General features: G+C 60.4%; 17 protein-coding genes and 1 pseudogene. 15 read left to right on the top strand and 3 right to left on the bottom strand.

Annotated elements, in window-relative coordinates:
* The first annotated feature begins 180 nt into the window (after positions 1-180).
* Entirely contained in the window at positions 181-1,188 is a 1,008-nt protein-coding gene (locus tag XI02_RS36375) for a LacI family DNA-binding transcriptional regulator (protein ID WP_225158765.1), read from the top strand.
* Complete coding sequence (locus tag XI02_RS36370; RefSeq protein WP_244981022.1) at positions 1,070-2,440, top strand: NADH:flavin oxidoreductase/NADH oxidase; 1,371 nt, start codon at positions 1,070-1,072, stop codon at positions 2,438-2,440. Before XI02_RS36375 ends, XI02_RS36370 begins: the two co-directional genes overlap by 119 nt.
* A gap of 281 nt (positions 2,441-2,721) precedes the next feature.
* On the opposite strand, the pseudogene XI02_RS46505 reads toward XI02_RS36370, so the two are convergent.
* Positions 2,722-2,876 (bottom strand): annotated as a pseudogene (locus XI02_RS46505) (malonyl-CoA synthase); the annotation flags it as partial.
* Here XI02_RS46505 and XI02_RS36365 point away from each other — a divergent pair.
* From XI02_RS36365 to XI02_RS36350, 4 genes are all read left to right on the top strand, one after another.
* Positions 2,875-3,285 (top strand): GntR family transcriptional regulator, encoded by a 411-nt coding sequence (locus tag XI02_RS36365; protein WP_244981023.1) that lies wholly within the window; start codon positions 2,875-2,877, stop codon positions 3,283-3,285. The pseudogene XI02_RS46505 and the gene XI02_RS36365 overlap by 2 nt on opposite strands.
* Before the next feature lie 537 nt (positions 3,286-3,822).
* Positions 3,823-5,112: an FAD-dependent oxidoreductase gene (locus XI02_RS36360; RefSeq protein ID WP_244981129.1), complete on the top strand. Its 1,290-nt coding sequence runs from the start codon at positions 3,823-3,825 to the stop codon at positions 5,110-5,112.
* 15 nt (positions 5,113-5,127) lie between these two features.
* On the top strand, positions 5,128-5,871 hold the full coding sequence (locus tag XI02_RS36355) for an enoyl-CoA hydratase/isomerase family protein (protein ID WP_172646974.1): 744 nt from the start codon (positions 5,128-5,130) through the stop codon (positions 5,869-5,871).
* Positions 5,868-7,469 carry an acyl CoA:acetate/3-ketoacid CoA transferase gene (locus XI02_RS36350; RefSeq protein ID WP_172646975.1) on the top strand — a complete coding sequence of 534 codons (1,602 nt, stop codon included), beginning with the start codon at positions 5,868-5,870 and terminating at the stop codon, positions 7,467-7,469. The genes XI02_RS36355 and XI02_RS36350 overlap by 4 nt, the downstream gene beginning before the upstream one ends.
* Positions 7,470-7,505: 36 nt before the next feature.
* Here XI02_RS36350 and XI02_RS36345 read toward each other — a convergent pair whose 3' ends face one another.
* Positions 7,506-8,189 (bottom strand): GntR family transcriptional regulator, encoded by a 684-nt coding sequence (locus XI02_RS36345; RefSeq protein ID WP_172646976.1) that lies wholly within the window; start codon positions 8,187-8,189, stop codon positions 7,506-7,508.
* Positions 8,190-8,426: 237 nt separating this feature from the next.
* On the opposite strand from XI02_RS36345, the gene XI02_RS36340 reads away from it, so the two are divergent.
* The 7 genes from XI02_RS36340 to XI02_RS36310 all read left to right on the top strand — a co-directional run bounded on the left by XI02_RS36340 (position 8,427) and on the right by XI02_RS36310 (position 14,942).
* Positions 8,427-9,605 carry an ABC transporter substrate-binding protein gene (locus tag XI02_RS36340; protein ID WP_069277025.1) on the top strand — a complete coding sequence of 393 codons (1,179 nt, stop codon included), beginning with the start codon at positions 8,427-8,429 and terminating at the stop codon, positions 9,603-9,605.
* 163 nt (positions 9,606-9,768) lie between these two features.
* Positions 9,769-10,587, top strand: a complete 819-nt coding sequence (locus XI02_RS36335) for a branched-chain amino acid ABC transporter permease (protein WP_244981024.1) — start codon at positions 9,769-9,771, stop codon at positions 10,585-10,587.
* Positions 10,584-11,522, top strand: a complete 939-nt coding sequence (locus tag XI02_RS36330) for a branched-chain amino acid ABC transporter permease (protein ID WP_016844216.1) — start codon at positions 10,584-10,586, stop codon at positions 11,520-11,522. Before XI02_RS36335 ends, XI02_RS36330 begins: the two co-directional genes overlap by 4 nt.
* On the top strand, positions 11,512-12,282 hold the full coding sequence (locus tag XI02_RS36325; protein ID WP_016844217.1) for an ABC transporter ATP-binding protein: 771 nt from the start codon (positions 11,512-11,514) through the stop codon (positions 12,280-12,282). The genes XI02_RS36330 and XI02_RS36325 overlap by 11 nt, the downstream gene beginning before the upstream one ends.
* Complete coding sequence (locus XI02_RS36320; protein ID WP_016844218.1) at positions 12,275-12,979, top strand: ABC transporter ATP-binding protein; 705 nt, start codon at positions 12,275-12,277, stop codon at positions 12,977-12,979. Before XI02_RS36325 ends, XI02_RS36320 begins: the two co-directional genes overlap by 8 nt.
* A gap of 26 nt (positions 12,980-13,005) precedes the next feature.
* A complete protein-coding gene (locus XI02_RS36315; protein WP_069277028.1) occupies positions 13,006-13,764 on the top strand; it encodes an enoyl-CoA hydratase/isomerase family protein in 759 nt (252 codons plus the stop codon).
* Positions 13,765-13,799: 35 nt separating this feature from the next.
* Positions 13,800-14,942 carry an acyl-CoA dehydrogenase family protein gene (locus XI02_RS36310; protein ID WP_172646978.1) on the top strand — a complete coding sequence of 381 codons (1,143 nt, stop codon included), beginning with the start codon at positions 13,800-13,802 and terminating at the stop codon, positions 14,940-14,942.
* 83 nt (positions 14,943-15,025) lie between these two features.
* On the opposite strand, the gene XI02_RS36305 is transcribed toward XI02_RS36310, so the two are convergent.
* Entirely contained in the window at positions 15,026-15,235 is a 210-nt protein-coding gene (locus tag XI02_RS36305) for a hypothetical protein (RefSeq protein WP_244981025.1), read from the bottom strand.
* Positions 15,236-15,470: 235 nt separating this feature from the next.
* Here XI02_RS36305 and XI02_RS36300 point away from each other — a divergent pair, with 235 nt between their 5' ends.
* Positions 15,471-16,535 carry a transporter substrate-binding domain-containing protein gene (locus tag XI02_RS36300; protein ID WP_172646979.1) on the top strand — a complete coding sequence of 355 codons (1,065 nt, stop codon included), beginning with the start codon at positions 15,471-15,473 and terminating at the stop codon, positions 16,533-16,535.
* A gap of 774 nt (positions 16,536-17,309) precedes the next feature.
* Positions 17,310-18,248 (top strand): hypothetical protein, encoded by a 939-nt coding sequence (locus tag XI02_RS36295; protein ID WP_016844223.1) that lies wholly within the window; start codon positions 17,310-17,312, stop codon positions 18,246-18,248.
* Positions 18,249-18,335 lie beyond the last annotated feature (87 nt).

The raw sequence follows: 18,335 nt of genomic DNA, 5'->3' as shown, positions 1-18,335 counted from the left end.
GAACAAGGAGGGGAGGCCAGGCCGTTTGGATCACGGTGGAGAAATGCACAAATCATTTGCCTTCGGCCGGCGGATAGCACCTGCGGCCGAATTGGCTTCCGCGTAATGTGCAGGGGATTGAGATCTCAGCCCCCGGTGATTGTGATGGCAGAACAGCAAACGGCAGGTCGCGGAAGCAAATTGACGATTCGCGACGTGGCGACCGCAGCGGGCGTTTCGACCGGCACGGTGTCGCGGGTGCTCAATGCCAATGCCACCGTCCATCCCGACATCCGCCGGAAGGTCCAGCGCGCAATCGATGATCTGGGCTATACGCCGAACGCGGTGGCGCAGAGCATGCGCATCCGGTCGACCCACACGATCGGCTGCATCTTGCGTGAGATCAACATTCCGCAACTCGCGGGCTTCGTCAAAGCCGCGCACGACGTGCTGGACGAGGTCGGCTTCTCGCTGCTCATCTCCAACTCGGAAGGCCGCAAGGAGCGTGAGCGAGAGCTGCTCAGCCGGCTGTCGCGGCGGCAGGCCGACGGCGTGATGATGGGACCATACACGCCGGTCGCCGGCGAGTTCGAGGCCTTCCTGCGCGATCTCGATATTCCGATCGTCCTGATCGATCGTGATCAGCCGGATTGGACTGATGCCGTTATGGCCGATCACGCCGAAGGGATGCGTGTCGCGGTCAGTCATTTGCTGGATCTCGGTCATCGGCGCGTGGCGCTGATCACCGGCGACGCCGGACTCTATCCGGCGCGCGAACGCGTTCGCGGCTATCAGGAGGCTTTTGCCGCGCGAAATCTCGAGCCTGATCCTTCGCTCGTTCACGCCGGGAGCTTCCTGCCCGGTGCGGGATTTCGTATCACCTCGGCATTGCTCGGCCAGCGCAACCCTCCGACCGCCATCATTTCCGGCGGCATCGACATGCTGTCGGGCGTGCTGCGCGCGGTGCGCGGACGAGGCCTGCGGATACCGGAGGACGTGTCGCTGATCGCGTCAGGCCATTCCGAGCTCGCTGAGCTCGTCTCGCCGGCGGTCGCCATCATCGGCTGGGATCAGGCGGAGGTCGGCCGGATTGCGGCCGGCATGCTGCTCGATCGCATCCGAAACGACGGTCCGCACGAGCCGCGGCGCGTGCTCGTGCCCAACGAGTTCATCCCGCGCGCATCGCTGGGACCCCCAAGACGTACCTGAAGACTTGCCGTCCATGGCACGACCGGACGGCCATAGCATGCAAGGAGACAGTTCCATGAGTGGCGAAATGATCAACGGCAAAGAAGACGAGCGGCCGATGCTGTTCCAGCCACTCACGATTCGAGGCCTTACGCTGAAGAACCGCCTCGTTGTGCCGCCGATGGTCCATTACAGCTGCGAACCGGGAAATACCTGCGGAGCGTTTCATCTCGTACATCTTGGTCGCTATGCGCTGGGCGGCTTCGGGCTCGTCTTCGTCGAAGTGACGGCGGTGGAGGAAGTTGGACTCACGAACGAAAACGACCTTGGCATCTGGAATGATGAGCAGGCCGAGAGCTTCAAGCCGCTGGTCGCCTTCATGAAGCGTCAGGGGACGGCGATCGGCATCCAGATCGGCCATGGCGGCCGCAAGTCGTCGGCACAGTCGGCCATGCAGGGCATGGGGCCGCTGACCGAAGAGAATCTGAAAGCTGGCGCCAGGATCTGGCAACCGGTCGGCCCGACCGCCGAGCCGGTTGCCAAGGGCTGGTTGACGCCACGGCAATTGACCACTGCCGAGTGCAAGGCAATGGTCGGCACCTGGGCAGCCGCTGCAAGGCGAGCGGTTGCCGCCGGGTTCGACACCATCGAGATCCATACCGCGCACGGCTATCTGCTGGCCTCGTTCCTGTCGCCGGTCTCCAACACACGCAATGACGAGTACGGCGGCGACCGCGCCGGGCGCATGCGGTTGCCGCTCGAGATCGTCGAGGCGGTGCGCCGCGAAATGCCGGCCGACATGCCGCTGTTCGTGCGCGTCTCGTCCGTCGACGGCACCGTCGAGGGCTGGAACATGGATGATACGGTCGCCTTCGCGCACGAGCTGAAGGCGCGCGGCGTCGACGTCGTCGACTGTTCCTCCGGCGGAATCTCCGGCGCGGCTACGGCAGCGCAAGTGCCCCGCAGCCTCGGCTTCCAGGTTCCTTTTGCCGAGCGCGTGCGCAAGGAGGCGGATATCACCACCATGGCCGTCGGCATCATTCTCGAGGCGCAGCAGGCCGAGGCCATCCTTCAGAAAGGCCAGGCCGACCTTATTGCCGTCGGGCGGCAGTCGCAGTTCAATCCCAACATCGCCCACCACTGGGCGCACGATCTCGGCATCAACAGCCGTTTCGAAGATTGGTCGCCGGAGTTCGGCTGGTGGCTCGAGAAGCGGATCAAGACTCTCCAGGGTTTTGCCACGCCGACGGGTGTCGTTACGCGCCACTCTTGAATGGCGCCACACACACATCGCTCGCAGCCGGTGAACGGAAGGCCGTCCGCGGTATCGCCGCGATCCTTGAGAATCCGCAATACCGCGCGACGGATAACATGCGGATGATCACGTCGCGGGTCCCAGCAGCGCGTTTCAGGTTCGCCGCTGAACAAGACAATACGCTTCGGCTGCTTGAATTTTGCCAGCCGTCCCGATAGCGCCGCGAGAATGGCGCGTTCATCCACCGTTGCGCCGGGGATCGCACGGCAGCCGTAACGCCCTCGCCGAAGTCGGCGATTCCAGTAGCCCGCGAACACGTTCGGTCCCTTCACTTCATACCGACCTCGTCCGTGGGCAGCCCGGCACCGCTCTCTGGGTCTGTGATAACCGTGACGGCAGGCAGGGGACGTCCCACCGCGCCCGGGATCCGCGGACCATCATCGGGATTGGACGTGACGCACAAAGCTTGCGAGGTGGCGGCGCGGGAAGGTGACAGCGAGCAATACTACGCGGACAACCGCGATTTTCACGAAGCGATCTACCGCGCGAGCCGCAACAGCTTCCTGGCCGATCTGGCCTTCGCTCTGCGCAAGCGCTTGAGCGCCTATCGACGCATCCAGCTTCGTGCGCGCAACAGTTTGCTGCAGTCGCTACAGGAGCACGCCGGGATTTTGAAGGCGATCCGCGCTGGCGACGAGCAGCTCGCCGCGAGCCGCCTTCACGACCACGTCCTGGTGCAGGGCGAGCGGTTCTCGGACACGGTGCTTGGCCTTGCCGGGGATCGACGATCCGCTTCGGCTGGAAGCAGAAGTGGGACGGCGAAACAGGGGGCGTTGCCTCAAGCCGAAGATAGAAGAAGGTAGCGCAGGCATCGCGGGTGTGAGGAAAGGGCGGTAGCTCTCCCCGCTATCAATCGTACGATTTTCTGCGCCAAACCACGATCTTCTGCAATGCGCGACGCCTGACGGCACGGCTTGGGACCGTGATTGCGAAAACCGTATCGTCAGTGGACGAGATACCTCAGTACGAACCGAGCAAGTCGATGTCTCCGGGCGAGGCATTCCGTTCTTGGGCACCAAGCGGGTCAGCACACTGTCGGGTGCACGAGTCGAAGGTGAAGTGCTGCGGGCATCGTCGACTTTCATTCGGCGATATGCTGCCCCGAAAGTGTGTGCGGCAAGTCGACTTCACCCCCTCTCGTCGCCACCAGCCCGCAGTCGCCGCTGCTGCCTCTAAGCAGCTAATCCTGTCACTCGCAAATCCGCCGCGCGATCGCCGGCAATTTTTTGCCCGAAGGCGCTTGCAAACAAACCTGCATTGAAATAATTGTAATACACCACTAAGATATCACAGGGAGAACACAATTGGACGCCCGTGGGTCTAACCGTGTCGATAGCGATGTGCTCGTCGTCGGAGGGGGAGCCGCAGGAGTTGCGGCCGCTGTAACCGCCGCTCGAAGGGGTCTGAAAGTCACGCTCGTGGAGCGGTATGGCTTTTGCGGCGGCGGGGCTGTGGCTGGGCTGTCGGGCACGGTGTGCGGTCTGTATGAGGCGACCGAAGCGATCAACGCCAAACCGAAGCAGGTTGTTTTTGGTTTTGCCGACGAATTTTGCCGCCGATTGGAAGCCAAAGGCGGGCTTGGCGATCCGCTGCTCTACGGAAAGACGTGGGCGCGGGTCCACGACCCCCTGATTTGGCGCGAGGAAGCAGACGCGATGCTGCGGGAAGCCGGAGTACGCGTCGTGTTCCATGCTGTCGCTAGTGACGTGAGCATGGAGGGCGACAGGATCGGAGGGGTGGTCATTTGGACGAAACAGGGACCCCTCGATGCGCGCGCCAAAGTCGTCGTCGACGCGAGCGGAGATGCCGATGTCGTCGCAATGGCCGGCTTGCCCAGCTTCATTGGCGACAATGGCAGGGTTCAGAACCCGACGATGATCTTTCGAATGATGGGTGTCGATATCGGTCGTTTCGTCACAGAATACGGTGCCGACACCATCATGCCGGAAAAGATATCCGACATGATCCGCGCAAAGCACAATGCGGGTGAATACCGGCTGCCGCGCGCCAAAATCTGGCTATTCCCCACCACTCGACCCAACGAGTTACTGTGTAATTGCACGCGCGTGATCGGGCCGGACGGGCGCGAGCTCAACACGCTCTTCCATCAGGATTTCACCGACGCCGAAATCGAGGGAAGGCTTCAGGCGCGAGAATACGCCCGTTTCTTTCGCGATCATCTCGTGGGATGCGAAACCGCCTTTCTGAACGATACGGGCGTCCAGGTCGGCGTGCGCCAGACCCGTCAGGTCTCTGGTGTAAAGAGGCTTTCAAACGAAGACGTCGTCAAAGGCACCAAGTCGTCGGACGGCATTGCGGTCTCGCCTTGGCCGATCGAGCTGCACTCGGGCGTCAAGCCTCGCGTCGAGTGGCTGCTGAACGACTACTACGAAGTGCCGTATGGGTGCTTCGTGCCGGAGCGCGGGGAGGGGTTGCTGGTTGCCGGCCGCTGCCTCTCGGCGGAGCACGAAGCAGTCGCTTCAGCGCGTGTCACGGCTCAGTGTTTCTCCTACGGTCATGCGATCGGTCATGCAGCGGTGATCGCGGTGCGCGACGGAATCGCGCCAAGGCACATCGACGGGCAGCAAGTGAGAGCAGCGGTGAACGCCGACGGCGCGCGTCTCGATTAACAGGATCGCGAACAGATGATCAAGCTAGACAATCAAGGTCCGATCGCCATCGTTACGATCAATCGCGCGGAGCGCCGCAATGCGTTGGGTTCGCAGCTCATGCAGGATCTGAACGCCGCCCTGGCCGATTCAGAGCGCAATGACGCGATCAGCGCAATTGTGCTGACGGGCGCCCCGCCCGCATTCTGTGCCGGCAGCGACCTCAAGGAGCTGGCCGGCCTCTCTATCGCGGATATGTGCAAGCACGAGGCCGAAACCGCAACGTTCGCGCGCGCGATCGGCTACCGCGCCAAGCCGGTCATCGCGGCCGTCGAAGGATACGCTCTGGGAGGCGGAATGATCCTTGCGGCATCGTGCGACATCGTGGTGGCTGCGTCGAACGCGCGATGGCATCTGCCGGAAGCCCCGAACGGTTGGCTGCCGCCGTGGGGGCTTACGGCGCTCCTGACTCGGGTCGGTCCGGTGCGGGCGCGCCGTCTCACGTGGGGCGCGGCTTCGATCGACACGATCGAGGCGGCGAGGATCGGCTTGGTCGATGACGTCGCCGAGCCGGGCGCCGCGCTTTCTCTGGCAACGGAGATTGCCGTCGGTCTTTCCAAAGTGCCGCCCGAAGCCGTCGCGTCGACGAAGCGCTTCTTCGACCGCTTCATCATGGCGGACGCCGAGCGCCTGGACGAAGTCTCGTCCCGGGAGTTCGCGTCGAACTGCGAAACGCCGAGTTCCCAAAAAACCTTTGAACGCTTTACGGTGAAGTCGTGAACAAAATCGTCGATGCCGCGACGGCAGTTGGATCCATTCAGGACGGATCCTCGGTAGGTTGCGTGGGTGTGATCGGTTGGGTAACGCCCGATACTCTCTTGAAGGCCCTTGGCGACAAATTCCGTAATACAGGCAGCCCGAAAAACCTGACCTTCTACTTCCCGGTCGGGACTGGCGACGCTCAGGGCATCAAGGGCATGGACCACGTAGCGCAGGAAGGATTGATGAAGCGCATGGTGAGCGGTTCATACATCAATCCTGTCGACCCCAAGACGGGAAAGCGACCCGAGCTCATGCGTCTCATCCGTGAGAACAGGATCGAAGCCTACTCCTGGCCGATCGGAGCGACGATGCATTGGCTACGCGAGATAGCTCGTCGTAGTCCAGGTTACATGACCGAAATCGGGATCGGCACCTACATCGATCCCGACAATGGCGGCGGCCGGTTCACGGAAAGAGCACGAGACAATCTCGTGAGAAAAATCGAATTCGACGGAAAGCCGTATCTATTCTATCCGGCATGGAAGTTGGACACCGTGTTCATCTACGCATCGACCTCAGACGAGTTCGGAAATCTGTCTTTCGAGAACGAGGCGCTTGTGTCCTCGAATATTGCGCTGGTGCTGGCAGCCAAGGCCCATGGCGGCCGCGTCGTAGCGCAAGTGCGGCGAGCCGTACCTCACGGCCAGAGAGCCGCATCCGAAGTCCGGATTCCAGGCATGTTTGTCGATGCAGTCGTCGTCGACCCCAAGATGATGATGACGACCGACGTCGAGTTCGACCCGGCTTACTTCGGCGGTGAGCGCAGGGCGCTGTCTCAACTCCCTCCGATCCCGTCGTCCGCCGACAAGGTCGTCGCATCGCGGGCAGCGAAGGAAGTGCGGAAACGCGAACTCTCCATTTTTGGTTTTGGGGCGGCGGCCGATGTGCCGCTCGTAATGGCGGAGCAGGGGCTGCTTCACGGCGACGAGCTCAAGGACTATTGGTTTACCACCGAGCACGGATCCTACGGCGGGATTGTCATGTCTGGATGGCAGTTTTCCGCGAATCTGAATCCCGATGCGATCCTCGACGGCGTCTATCAGTTCGATGCCATTGATGGAGGGTTGTGCAACTTTGCGGCACTCGCCTTCGCTCAGTTCGACCAGCGCGGCCGAGTCAATGTATCGAAGTTCGGCGCCGCCAATCCAGGCGCGGGCGGCTTTATCGACATCGCGCAAAGCGCCAAGCGCTTGGTCTTTACCGGAACCTTTACCACTGGAGGGCTCGATGTCGGCTTTGGCGGCGGGAAACTGAGCATCGTCAAGGAAGGCAAGGTTCGCAAGTTCGCGAAGCAGGTGGAGCACATCACTTACGCGGTTACCGACGGCGTCAAGCGCGGCCAGACCGCCCTGGTGATCACCGAGCGAGCAGTATTCGAAGTTGCACCGGAGGGACTGGTGCTGACGGAAGTGGCGCCAGGTATCGACGTTCGGCGCGATGTGCTCGAGCAGATGGAGTTCGCCCCTTGGCAAGTCGCAGACGAACTGAAGTTGATGGATGCGAGCTTCTTCGTCGATCCCGGTCGGACAAGTGCAGTTCGGGGGCAAGCCGGTTAGGAAGTTCCCCGGTTTCGACGAGACCGGGGATGCCGATCATCTGCCCGCCCCGACGCTGATCTCGAATATCTGTCGTGTGTAGTTTTCGATCTGCTCCATCAGAGCGGTGACGGCAACGAGTGCCCCTTGCTCGTCATGCTGCGAAACCGCGCGTGCTCGCGCCGCGTGAAGGACGCCCATTGCACCGAGGTTCTGCAGGTCGCTCTCGTACCTGTAGTAGAATCTCCGCGACATCGCGTGAAGCGGCGAGATTGAGCGGGTTGCGAATGGGTTGCCGGCAGCCGCGGCGATAAGACCGTTCGCTTTAAAGACCTCACGCAAGTATTTTTCGAGGTTGCCGTGCTTGCCCGCGCTTTCGATTTCGTCGGCAGCAGCGAGAAGGCGCTCTCGGTCGCTTGCGAGGATGCGGCGAGCCGCCCTTATCGAAATGAAAATCTCGAGTTCGCGCCGCAGCTCGATCGCCAACAACTGCTCATGAACATTTATCTCGGTAATCATCAAGCCGTGTCGAGGCAGAATGGTCACGAGACGGTCCGCCTGAAGGCGTTTCACCGCCTCGCGCACCGGTGTGCGGCCGATGCCGATCTCCTCTGCCAATCCCTCCTCAGACCAGTGACTGCCGGGCGGCAGCTGCAGTGTCACGATCATCTCCTCGAGCCGCCGGTGAGCCGTGTCGGCCTGAGATTCGGGAGGGGAAGGTACTCCGACCTTTTTCGCCATTGGACGCCGAGCTCTTAGCGCGCGCAAGGCGCGATGTGGGTGTCTCTTACGAATATCCTCGCTGCGACGTTCGGGACAAGCGCAGCGCGAGCGCATCTCACACAATGCGCACACCTAAATCGACCCCTCCCAGGGCTGAGCGGCCATCATCCAGGAAAACGCAATGATGTGTTGACGAAACTTTTGTAAGATATTACTAGTACAACACAAGCGCAACGACGCCGAGGGAGGATATTCATGTCTTGCTGGAAAGGGGCCCTGATTGCAGGGGGCATCGCTTCCGGACTGCTGTTCGGACCGGCGGCCAAGGCCGAAGACGTCGTCAAGATCGGGCAGATCGAGGCCCTGACCGGCGCAACCGCTACCTACGGCTGGATGTCGGCGCAGGGTACCAAGGTTGCAGTCGAGGAAATCAACGCGAAGGGCGGCTTCAAGGTCGGCGACAGGACTTACAAGCTCGAACTGCAGCAGGTCGATACGCGCGGCGAGCCCCGCGAGGCGACCGTGCAGTTCCGCAAGATGATGGAAGAGAAAGTTCACTTCGTCTTCGGGCCATTTCTGACCAACGTCTTCAACGCCATCGAGCCGATAGCCAATCAGAACAACGGCAAGTTCCTGCTGTTCGCGGGCGCGACGTCGGCGCACGCAGCGCTTGGCAAGCCCGACCATGACTATCTGCTGCGAACCTGGAACTGGGACGCGGGGTCAGCGGGTTTCGGCAAGCTGATGGTGGACTATTTGAAGAAGCTCAATACCAGGAAGGTGGCGATGCTTTTCCAGAACGACGCCTTCGGCAAGACCGCCGTCGATATCTATAGCGCGCTGTTCAAGGATGCCGGAATTGAACTGCAGGTCGAATTGTTCGAGCCCGGCACGAAGGACTTCAGCGCGGTGCTCGCGAAGCTCGCGGCCGGCAAGCCGGACATTCTCTTCCCGGGTTATTCGGATGCCGTCCTCTACGATATCGTGAGGCAGTCGACCGAATCCGGTTTCGGCAATCGTTTCTTTCTCGTCCGTGGCTCCATCGGGCCGGCGCTGAAGAACAAGGACGCAATCGAAGACTATATCGCATACGTTCCGAAGTATTTCGAGGGTGCCGAGAAGACCGAGCCGAAGGTCCGCGCCTTTATCGAAAGCTATCAGAAGCTGTTCAAGCGCGAATTTCCCTACGATCAAGCACCGCTTTGCTCCTCATCTTGTTACGATCATGTCTACATGCTCGTGGAGGCCATGCAGAAGGCTGGCACGGTCGACGACGTGGCAAAGATCCGTGCTGCTCTGATGAGCATGACCTATGAGGGCATGTGGAGAATCAAATACGACAAGACCGGAGAGGCCGTGTTCGGGTTCGATGTCGTCCACGTGCGCAAGGGTGGTGCCATCGAGAGAGTGCCTTACGACCCGACCAAGGAGTAAGGCTCGTTCGTCGCGCTCCGGCGGAGCCGGAGCGCTCTCTCTCTCTCTCTCTCTCTCTCTCTCTCTCTCTCTCCCACTCGGGAAGGCGTCACGAAATGCGCCTCCCGCGGACCTTCGATCAATGACGCAGCTAGTCATCGGACAATTGCTGAATGGCGTAATCGTGGGTACGCTCTACGGCATCATAGCGCTGGGCGTAACGCTCACATTCGGCCTGACCGGCGTGGTGAATTTCGCGCTCGGCGCGTTCATGATGCTTGGCGCCTACGCGACCTGGTATCTCTACGACGTCGCGGGTTTCCCGTACCCCGTGGCCGTCATTGGCGCCGTCGTGGTCGTGAGCATCTTCGGTTACGTTTCGGATCTTGCCCTGTTTCGCTTCACTCGCGGCAACCTGGTCAACGGTCTGCTGGTGTCGATCGGCATGATTTCGGTCTTCGAGGCCTTGGTCCTCGCGGCCTTCACGACCACGCCCAAAGACCTGACTTACGTGCTTCCTGGCGCCCTCAAGGTAACCGGCATCGTTCTGCCGAAGATCAAGGTCGCGGTCGCCGCGGTATTCCTGGCTGTGATCCTCGGCACATATCTCGCCTTGACGCGGACGTGGTTGGGGCGCGCAGCATTCGCCTACGCACAGAATCCCGAAGCCGCGGCTCTTATGGGCATCCGCACGGGAAGGCTCCAGACGATCGTCGTGGTCTATTCGACGGCGTTGGCGGGTCTCGGTGGAGGTCTATACGCGAGCATGTATTCGATCGAACCAACGATCGGATCGGCTTACGTCCTCAAGGCGGCTGAGGCTGCCATTCTCGCCGGCGTCGGCAGCGTACTCGGCGCATTGGGCGGCGGCATCATTCTCGGCATCAGCGAGAACATCGGATCGGTGTTTTTTTCGTCGGCCTTCAGGGACGCTTACGGTCTCGTATTTCTCATCTTGATTCTTCTCGTCCGTCCGGGCGGCCTGTTTGGAGATCGGTCGTGAAGCACGCAATTTTAGTCGGGCTGCTGCTCGCCCTTGCAGTTCCGGCCTTCATTCACAGCGATTCGGTGCTTGCCATTGCGGTCTACGGCTTTATGGCGGCGTCGCTGGCGGTCAGTTTCAATTTGATCTTCGGATTCACCGGCCAGCTTTCCATGTTTCACGCCGCGTCCTTCGGAGTTTCCGCGTACGTGGTCACCATCCTGGTGACTACGTTCGGTTGGAACTTCTGGCTGGCGATCGTCCCCGCCCTGGCCATTGTCGTGATCCTGTCTCTTATCGTCGGAACGATCTGCTTCCGTTTCAAACTCAAAGAATTCTATTTTGCCGTCGTCACCCTGGCATTTTCCGAAGTGCTGCGCTTGATCACACTGAATTGGAACAGCATCACGAACGGCTCCCTCGGCATTACGATCGTCGATACGCCGAAGATCTGGACGCCATCGGGCACGTTTGCGATTGCGGGCGGGGTCGCTTGGTACTACCTGACGCTGGCTCTGCTGGTGGTCGTATACGGTGTGTGCAGCCGTGTCCTGAAGTCCTGGATCGGACGTTGTCTTGCCGCCATACGACTGAACGACCAGTTGGGCGAAACGCTGGGCATCGACGTCTTCAAGTACAAGTTGCTCGGCTTCGCAATCGGCAGCGGCCTTGCCGGGCTGGTTGGAGCTTTCTACGGCTTCTACGCAGGGTTCGTCGAGCCGCATTTCCTCTCGATCTCGCTCGGACTCGACATCATCGCGATGGTCCTCCTGGGAGGCGTCAATTCCCTGATCGGCCCCGTTGTCGGCGCCCTCGTGCTCACCGCCTTGCCGCACGTGATCGAGCTCAGCGCCGAGCTTCGCATCGCTCTGTACGGCTCCATCCTCATCTTCGTGATCCTGGTGATGCCGAAGGGTATCGTCGGCCTACTTACGAGCAGAAAACATGCTGCTTGACGTAAAAAGCCTCACCAAGCGCTTTGGCGGCCTCACCGCCGTGTCCAACGTAGCGTTCGGCATCGAGCGGGGGGAAATCATTGGGATATTTGGACCCAACGGCTCCGGAAAGACCACGACTTTGAGTCTGATCGCCGGGATCCTGAAGCCAACCAGCGGCGTGATTCTCTGGAAAGGGAACGATATCAGCACCCTGTCGCCGTTCGAGGTTGCTCAGCAAGGGTTGGTCAAGACCTTTCAGAATCCGCAGCTCTTTCCTGAGCTGACGGTCGTCGAACACATGCGCATCGCATGTCACCTGCACATCAAGCGCGAGCTGGGAATCAATCGCTTACGGACGCTGATCGGGGGCATGCCCGTCGGTCTGGACCGTCTGCTGGAGCAGAAGATCGACCAAGTCCTCGCGCTTTGCCGCCTCTCCAGCCAGAGGAACGAACAAGCCGCTGCGCTTTCCTATGGTGGCGAGAAGATGCTCGGCGTTGCAATGGGTATGCTTTGTGAACCAGAACTTCTGCTCCTTGATGAGCCGGCCTCCGGCCTGGGTCATGACGAGATCGCGAATCTCGACGCGGTTCTCAGAGACCTCAAGTCTCACGGCGTCACGCTGTGCATTATCGACCACAAGGTCGGCTTTCTGGGCCGGCTTGCGGACCGTTCGATCGCGCTCCACCACGGCGCGGTCATTGCCTCCGGAAAGACCTCCGACGTTCTCGCCGACGAATCCGTTGTCGCGGCTTACCTGGGCAAAAAGCATGCTTGATGTATCGAACCTCAGCGTCAGCTACGGCAAGCAGAAGGTCATCAGGGAGGTGTCCTTCAAGCTGGAGAAGGGCGAAGTGGTCACTTTGATCGGTCCCAATGCCGCCGGCAAATCGACGACGCTGCGAACGCTAGCGGGGTTGAAGAAGTCCGATCGCGGCACGATCCATCTCGCTGGAAAAGATATCACGGAATCCTCCACCGTAGACCGTGTGAGGGCCGGCCTCGTTCTCGTGCCGGAGGGACGCCAGATATTCACCAAGCTCTCGGTCCAGGAGAACCTGATTATCGGCGCCTATCACCGAGCCGATCGCGATCACGCAAGCGCCGACCTGGAGCGAATATTCTCGATGTTTCCGCGGCTCCGCGAGCGACGGGATCAGAAGGCGGGCTCGATGTCGGGCGGAGAGCAGCAGATGCTTGCGATCGGACGAGGGCTGATGTCCCGACCCACGCTGATGCTTCTGGACGAGCCGACCCTCGGTCTTGCACCGATCATCATCGAGGAACTGGGGCGGATCGTTCGAAATCTTGCGCACGAAGGACTGACCATCCTCCTCGCCGAGCAAAACGCCATGATGGCCCTGGGCTGTGCTGACCGCGCCTACGTGCTGCAATCCGGTCGAATCGTGACCTCGGGAAATGCGAAGGAATTGTCCGAAACGACGGAAGTCAAGCAGATGTATCTGAGCGCATAACCCAATGAAGTGCCAGGTGGAACCGAATGAGTAACGAAGAGACGACGGTAAGCGTCGAGAAACGTAACGGCGTCGCGATCATCATGTTACAGCGGTCGGCCCGGCGGAATTCGATGGACCGACCTCTTGTCGACGGAGTTAAAGCCGCCTTGTTGGAGCTCGATCGCAACGACGACGTGGGCGCCGTCGTTCTGGCGGGCACCGCTCCGGGGTTTTGTGCCGGAAGCGATTTGAAGTTCATCGGCCGACTCGAACTCGAGGCAATGGGACGGTTCGAGCAAGAGTGCGGCGATCTCGGTCGTTTGATAGGGTATCTGGCAAAGCCCGTCGTCGCGGCTGTCGAGAAGTTCGCAATTGGAGGTGGACTGACGCTGGCGACCTCTTGCGATGTGGTCGTAGCGGGGCGTTCGTCGGTCTTTAGTCTTCCGGAGGTGCCCCACGGTTGGCTGACCCCATGGGGAATCAGGTCCTTGGTCGCTCGTGTCGGGCTCGTCAAGGCGCGCCTTCTCTGCTTTTGTCTCGAAGCGCTCAACTCCGAAGATGCGCGCGCCATCGGCATCGTCGACTACTGCTGCGAAGACGGCGAAGCGCTGACGAGAGCGATTGCGATTGCGGAAAAGCTCGCGCAACTACCACGTCCCGCTGTTCGTGCGACGAAGCGCTTCTTCTCGAACTATCTTATGGAAGACGCTGAAGCGATGGATTTCGAAGCAAATCGTCTATTTCTCGAGAACTGCCGGGAAACGCCCGCTCAAGCGACCCTCGATAAATTCAGACAACGCTAAACTACATCCGGCTCACCGACATGAGGAGCGGTCCAATGCTCTTGGATCTCAATGAAGACGAAGCTTTGGTAAAAGGCAGTCTCGAGCAATTTACCGCAGGCGCACTGCGACCCAGGATCAAGCCCTTCGCCGACAGGCATGAGTTTCCAATCGAACTCGTGAAGGAATTTCTTGCGCTTGGCTTCATGGGCACGGCGTATGATCCGGCTTTTGGCGGTGGCGGGCTCGGTACACGCGGAGCCGCCATTGTGGCCGAGACGCTCGCTCGCGCAGAGCCCGGCTTTGCCGCCATTTTCCTGTGCAATAGCGCTCCCATGACGGTTATCGCTCGCTACGGATCGGACGACTTAAAGAGCAAATGGCTTGAGCCGCTGTGTCGCGGTGACTTCATCGCGTCATTCGGCGTCACGGAGCCGAGTGGTGGGTCGGACGTCGCGAGCGTAAAGATGCGTGCCGTGGAGGACGGTGATTCCTTCGTCTTGAGTGGCTCCAAGGTGTTTTCCACCAATGCCGGCACGCCGCTCCACGGCATCACGACGTTTGTGGCCGTTACGGACCCTGACTTGGGAGCGAAGGGACTGTCCACATTCGTGGTGCCGGTCGGCACACCTGGCTTCCGGGTCGGAAAAGCGAGCCGCAAAATTGGCTGGCGTGTCGCTGACTCTGTAGAGCTCTTTCTCGACGACTGTCGAGTTCCCAAAGCGAATATGGTCGGAAATCGCGGCGACGGCTTGAGGCAAATCCTGACGACGCTGAGTATCGGACGGATACTCGTCGCGGCAACGGGTCTTGGACTGGCGCGCAAGGCGATCGATCTTGCGAAGGTGTACGGCTCCGGTCGTCAGGTTGGGGGCACGCCGATCTTCCAGCACCAAGGGCTGACGTTTCCGCTCGCGGATGCGCTGACGAAGATCCACGCAGCGGAGCTGATGATCCGGAACGCTGCGTGTCTTGCTGACGCCGATCGGCCATTTCGGTTGGAAACGTCGATGGCCAAGCTCTTCGCAACGGAAATGGCGGGCGAAGCTGCAGATATCGCTCTGCAAGTGCACGGTGGATATGGCGCATTCGAGGAATTCGACGTGTCGAGCCTCCCAGGCGAGGCCAGAGTGCTGCGCATCCTCGAGGGTACCAGCGAGATCCAGAGGCTGGTCATTGCGCGTGAATTCACCGCATAGCGGATGTCTTTCTCAGTACTTCGATCCGGAGCGGCAAAGCAGCGTCGTCACAACGGAGTCTGGTGCAGGTCAAAACGCGGGTCTCAAGCATCCGCGCGTTGATGCATGTTTTGGCGAGCCAACTCAGCCTCGAGTGCCGACAGCTCCTCATAGGGCAGGGACGGATGTGGTCCGCGCACCTTGCTGTTCTCCTTCGTCTTCGGGAGCAGGTGTTCAAGGCGACGCTGCCAGAGCGCCCGGTTCTCTCCGCTGCAGTGTCCGGCCGCCGTGGCGGCCGAGAACTCCTTCGCCATTGTTTTGACGGACAGGTGTGTGACGAAATGCCAAAGGGAGTAGCGGTGCTCTGGTCGGCAATCCCGCTATGCGTCAAGGTGAGCAATGAGTTCATTCGAGGCTTTCCCGGCAGCTCTGCACGACCGCCATTTGATGGGGGAGGTGTCGTGTGAGACGTCTGCCCACAGTGCCTGGCGGGGAAATCCAATCTCGAAGCGCCAGCGGACGTCGATTCGACCAGTCTGGTTAGGCATCTTGGCGCTGGCGGTGCTTGCGTTCGGCTGCGGCGCCCTTCACGCCCAAGCCGCCGCGCCCCCTGACAAGGAATTGGTCGTGGCGACCAAGGAGGCCCCGCCATTTGCGATCAAGCAACCCGATGGGAGCTGGAGCGGTATCAGCATCGCGCTCTGGAAAAGGATCGCCGATCAGGCACACCTACGTTTTCGCCTGGTCGAAACCCAGAGCGTGCCGGATTTGCTGGACGGCGTCGCAAACGGCAGATTCGACGTTGGCGTCGCGGCGGTTACAGTAACTGCCGAGCGTGCGCGCAAGGTCGATTTTACACAACCGTTTTACAACACCGGGCTCGGCGTTGCGGTACCGGTCAACGAAAACCCCTGGGTCGCGATCGGACGGGCGCTTCTCTCTTTCGGATTCTTCCAGGCCGTCGCGGTGCTGCTTGGTTTCGCAATGGCGGTCGGATTCCTCATCTGGATGCTGGAACGGCGCAAAACGGAGCACTTTGGTGGCGGTGCCAAGGGACTCGGCTCCAGCTTCTGGTGGTCGACCATCGCCATGACGCAGGCCGGGGCCGCTCAGAATGCTCCGACAACGCTCCCCGGGAGGATCGTCGCAACGGGATGGATGATTGCTTCCGTGATCGCGATTGCGGTGTTCACCGCCGGTATCACCTCCACCCTGACGCGCCGAGGGCTCGAGGGCGCCGTTCACGGCTTCAACGACCTGCGGTCCGTGCGCGTCGGCGCGGTCGCGAACTCCGCGACTACTGACTACTTGTCTCGTCAGCGGCTTTCGTTTCGAACGTTTCCGGACATCCAGGGCGGCCTCTCCGCGCTGGGGCGTGGGACAATCGATGCCTTTGTTCATGACAAGCCGCTGCTGACCTGGATGGTTCGAAGCGACTTCTCGGCCTCGGCTCGCGTCGTCGATACCAGCTTCAGCAGCGAGAGCTATGCGATCGTACTGCCCAAAGGCAGCGCCTTGCGGCCGATGCTCGATCTCGCCGTACTTGATCAGATCGAAGGTGATTGGTGGCAGCAGACGGTGTTCGAGACCCTTGGAAACGCTCAATCTCGCTGACGATACCGTGCGAGGAGCCAGCCCGTTCAAGGCTGTCAGAGTCTCATCGGCGGGAATGGAACCGACAAAGTTCCGCACATCGGCCTCGCGAGCGATGCAAACCGTCAATAGCCCTGTGCGCATGCGCGAGTTGCTGTTCCACCAAATCAGCTTCAAGCTTCATTCATCCTCGGCGTGGCGGCTTGGCGCATTTTCTAACATGGCCCCCAAACCACGTGCGTGAGCTGCCGTTGCCGAGGAACTGCTCCAGCGCGCCTTGTCCGTGGGCCAAGTTCGATCCATCGGCCAACTACGCAGGCCAATCATTCCCATCTGAGCGGCCTTCCTATTGGCGCGGTCTCAACCTGTTGTCGGCAACTGTGCTGACGCGAGTGCATTCCATGCTTCTGCGAGATGTTCTTCGGCGCTGCGACCGGCGCCACCGGGCACGCAACGTGAGCGTGCCGCGTCCGTGCCTGATTTGCGTTGTGGATTGTCGAGGCCGGCTGTCCGCACGCTTTCATGCGTGCAGCATTAGAATTGATTCTTTTCGCTGCCAAAGCGACTGGCATTTTCGGCATCATCCTGACCGCACATCAAGCCGCCCCTACAGGCGATGGTTTGGAAAAAAGGCCGCGTTACACGCGCGTGCACATCAGTGCTCAGCGCAGTTCCACGACGCGGGATTGAAAAGAGCGCAATGGGTTTATGCGCCGGTCAATCTCTGCAATAGGGCATCAAGCACTTGAACGCAGCAGCCGTCGAGTGGCTTGTAAGTTGAAATAGGAGACCGGGTTGCAAACACATTTTTCGCACATCAATCAGTCCAAGGCCGTCTTCGATGATATTTATGCCCTGGATGATCCCAGGGCATATTTCTCTGTCCTGGGAGATTTGGATTACATGATCCCGGACGTGGCTGAGCCGGTTGTGCGCCAAATTCTGGCAGCGAAGGTTTCGGCAACCGGCGTCAAGCCGACCGTGCTTGATGTTGGCTGTTCATACGGAATCAACGCAGCGGTGCATCGGTTTCCACTGACTTTCGGGGGCTTGCGCCATCGCTACGCGCGACGCGAGATGAGGGCGATCGGTTCTGAGACATTGGTGCGTCTCGATCGCAATTTTTATGCGGCTTGGCCGGATGTCGGTCTGGCGCGATTTATCGGTCTCGATATCTCGGCGCCGGCGATAAGCTATGCAACGGGTGTCGGTCTGCTTGAGCAGGGCATTGTCGCTGATCTTGAAACGGAGGCGCTCTCGGCGGACAGCGCGGATCTTATCCGATCCGCGGATGTCATCATGTCGACGGGGTGCATCGGCTACGTCACCGAGAAGACGTTCAGCAAGATTCTCGATGCGACAGAGAAGCGCCCGTGGATCATTTCGTTCGTGCTGCGAATGTTCCCGTTCGATTCGCTAGCCGCGACGTTCGAGAAGCGTGGCCTCGTGACAGAACGTCTTACCGGCGCGACTTTTATCCAGCGTCGTTTTCGCGATGCCGAAGAGTTTGAAAGTTGCTTGGCCAGCCTGGCGGCTCTTGGCGTCGATGCTACCGGTCTTGAGTCGGAAGGGCTGTTTCACGCTGATCTGATGTTGTCCCGCCCTGAGGCGGATGCGCGCGCCGCTCCCCTGAAACACATTGTCACTGTTGCCAGCGGCAGGGGGCGTCCGATCGGACCCCGTTACGTTCATATTGAGGGCGACGACGGCTTGCAGGTCGCGTTGGAGCCGTGACGGGCTCGCTTTCCGAAGATGGGCGTGGGTGTGACCCGGGGACCTGTGCACCCAAGTGGATCATGCGCTGACTCCTGCATGGTTACT

It is taken from the genome of Bradyrhizobium sp. CCBAU 21365, from assembly GCF_015291305.1.
GTDB classification, from domain to species: domain Bacteria; phylum Pseudomonadota; class Alphaproteobacteria; order Rhizobiales; family Xanthobacteraceae; genus Bradyrhizobium; species Bradyrhizobium elkanii.
The sequence above is the reverse complement of the archived record's forward strand: the minus strand, read 5'-3'. Positions and strand labels throughout refer to the sequence as shown.

Bases quoted from the DNA above. Each gene is read 5' to 3' on its own strand.
- XI02_RS36355 (WP_172646974.1), top strand. From the start codon at position 5,128: ATGATCAAGCTAGACAATCAAGGTCCGATCGCCATCGTTACGATCAAT.
- XI02_RS36345 (WP_172646976.1), bottom strand. From the start codon at position 8,189: ATGGCGAAAAAGGTCGGAGTACCTTCCCCTCCCGAATCTCAGGCCGAC.
- XI02_RS36340 (WP_069277025.1), top strand. From the start codon at position 8,427: ATGTCTTGCTGGAAAGGGGCCCTGATTGCAGGGGGCATCGCTTCCGGA.
- XI02_RS36325 (WP_016844217.1), top strand. From the start codon at position 11,512: ATGCTGCTTGACGTAAAAAGCCTCACCAAGCGCTTTGGCGGCCTCACC.
- XI02_RS36320 (WP_016844218.1), top strand. From the start codon at position 12,275: ATGCTTGATGTATCGAACCTCAGCGTCAGCTACGGCAAGCAGAAGGTC.
- XI02_RS36315 (WP_069277028.1), top strand. From the start codon at position 13,006: ATGAGTAACGAAGAGACGACGGTAAGCGTCGAGAAACGTAACGGCGTC.
- XI02_RS36310 (WP_172646978.1), top strand. From the start codon at position 13,800: ATGCTCTTGGATCTCAATGAAGACGAAGCTTTGGTAAAAGGCAGTCTC.
- XI02_RS36305 (WP_244981025.1), bottom strand. From the start codon at position 15,235: ATGGCGAAGGAGTTCTCGGCCGCCACGGCGGCCGGACACTGCAGCGGA.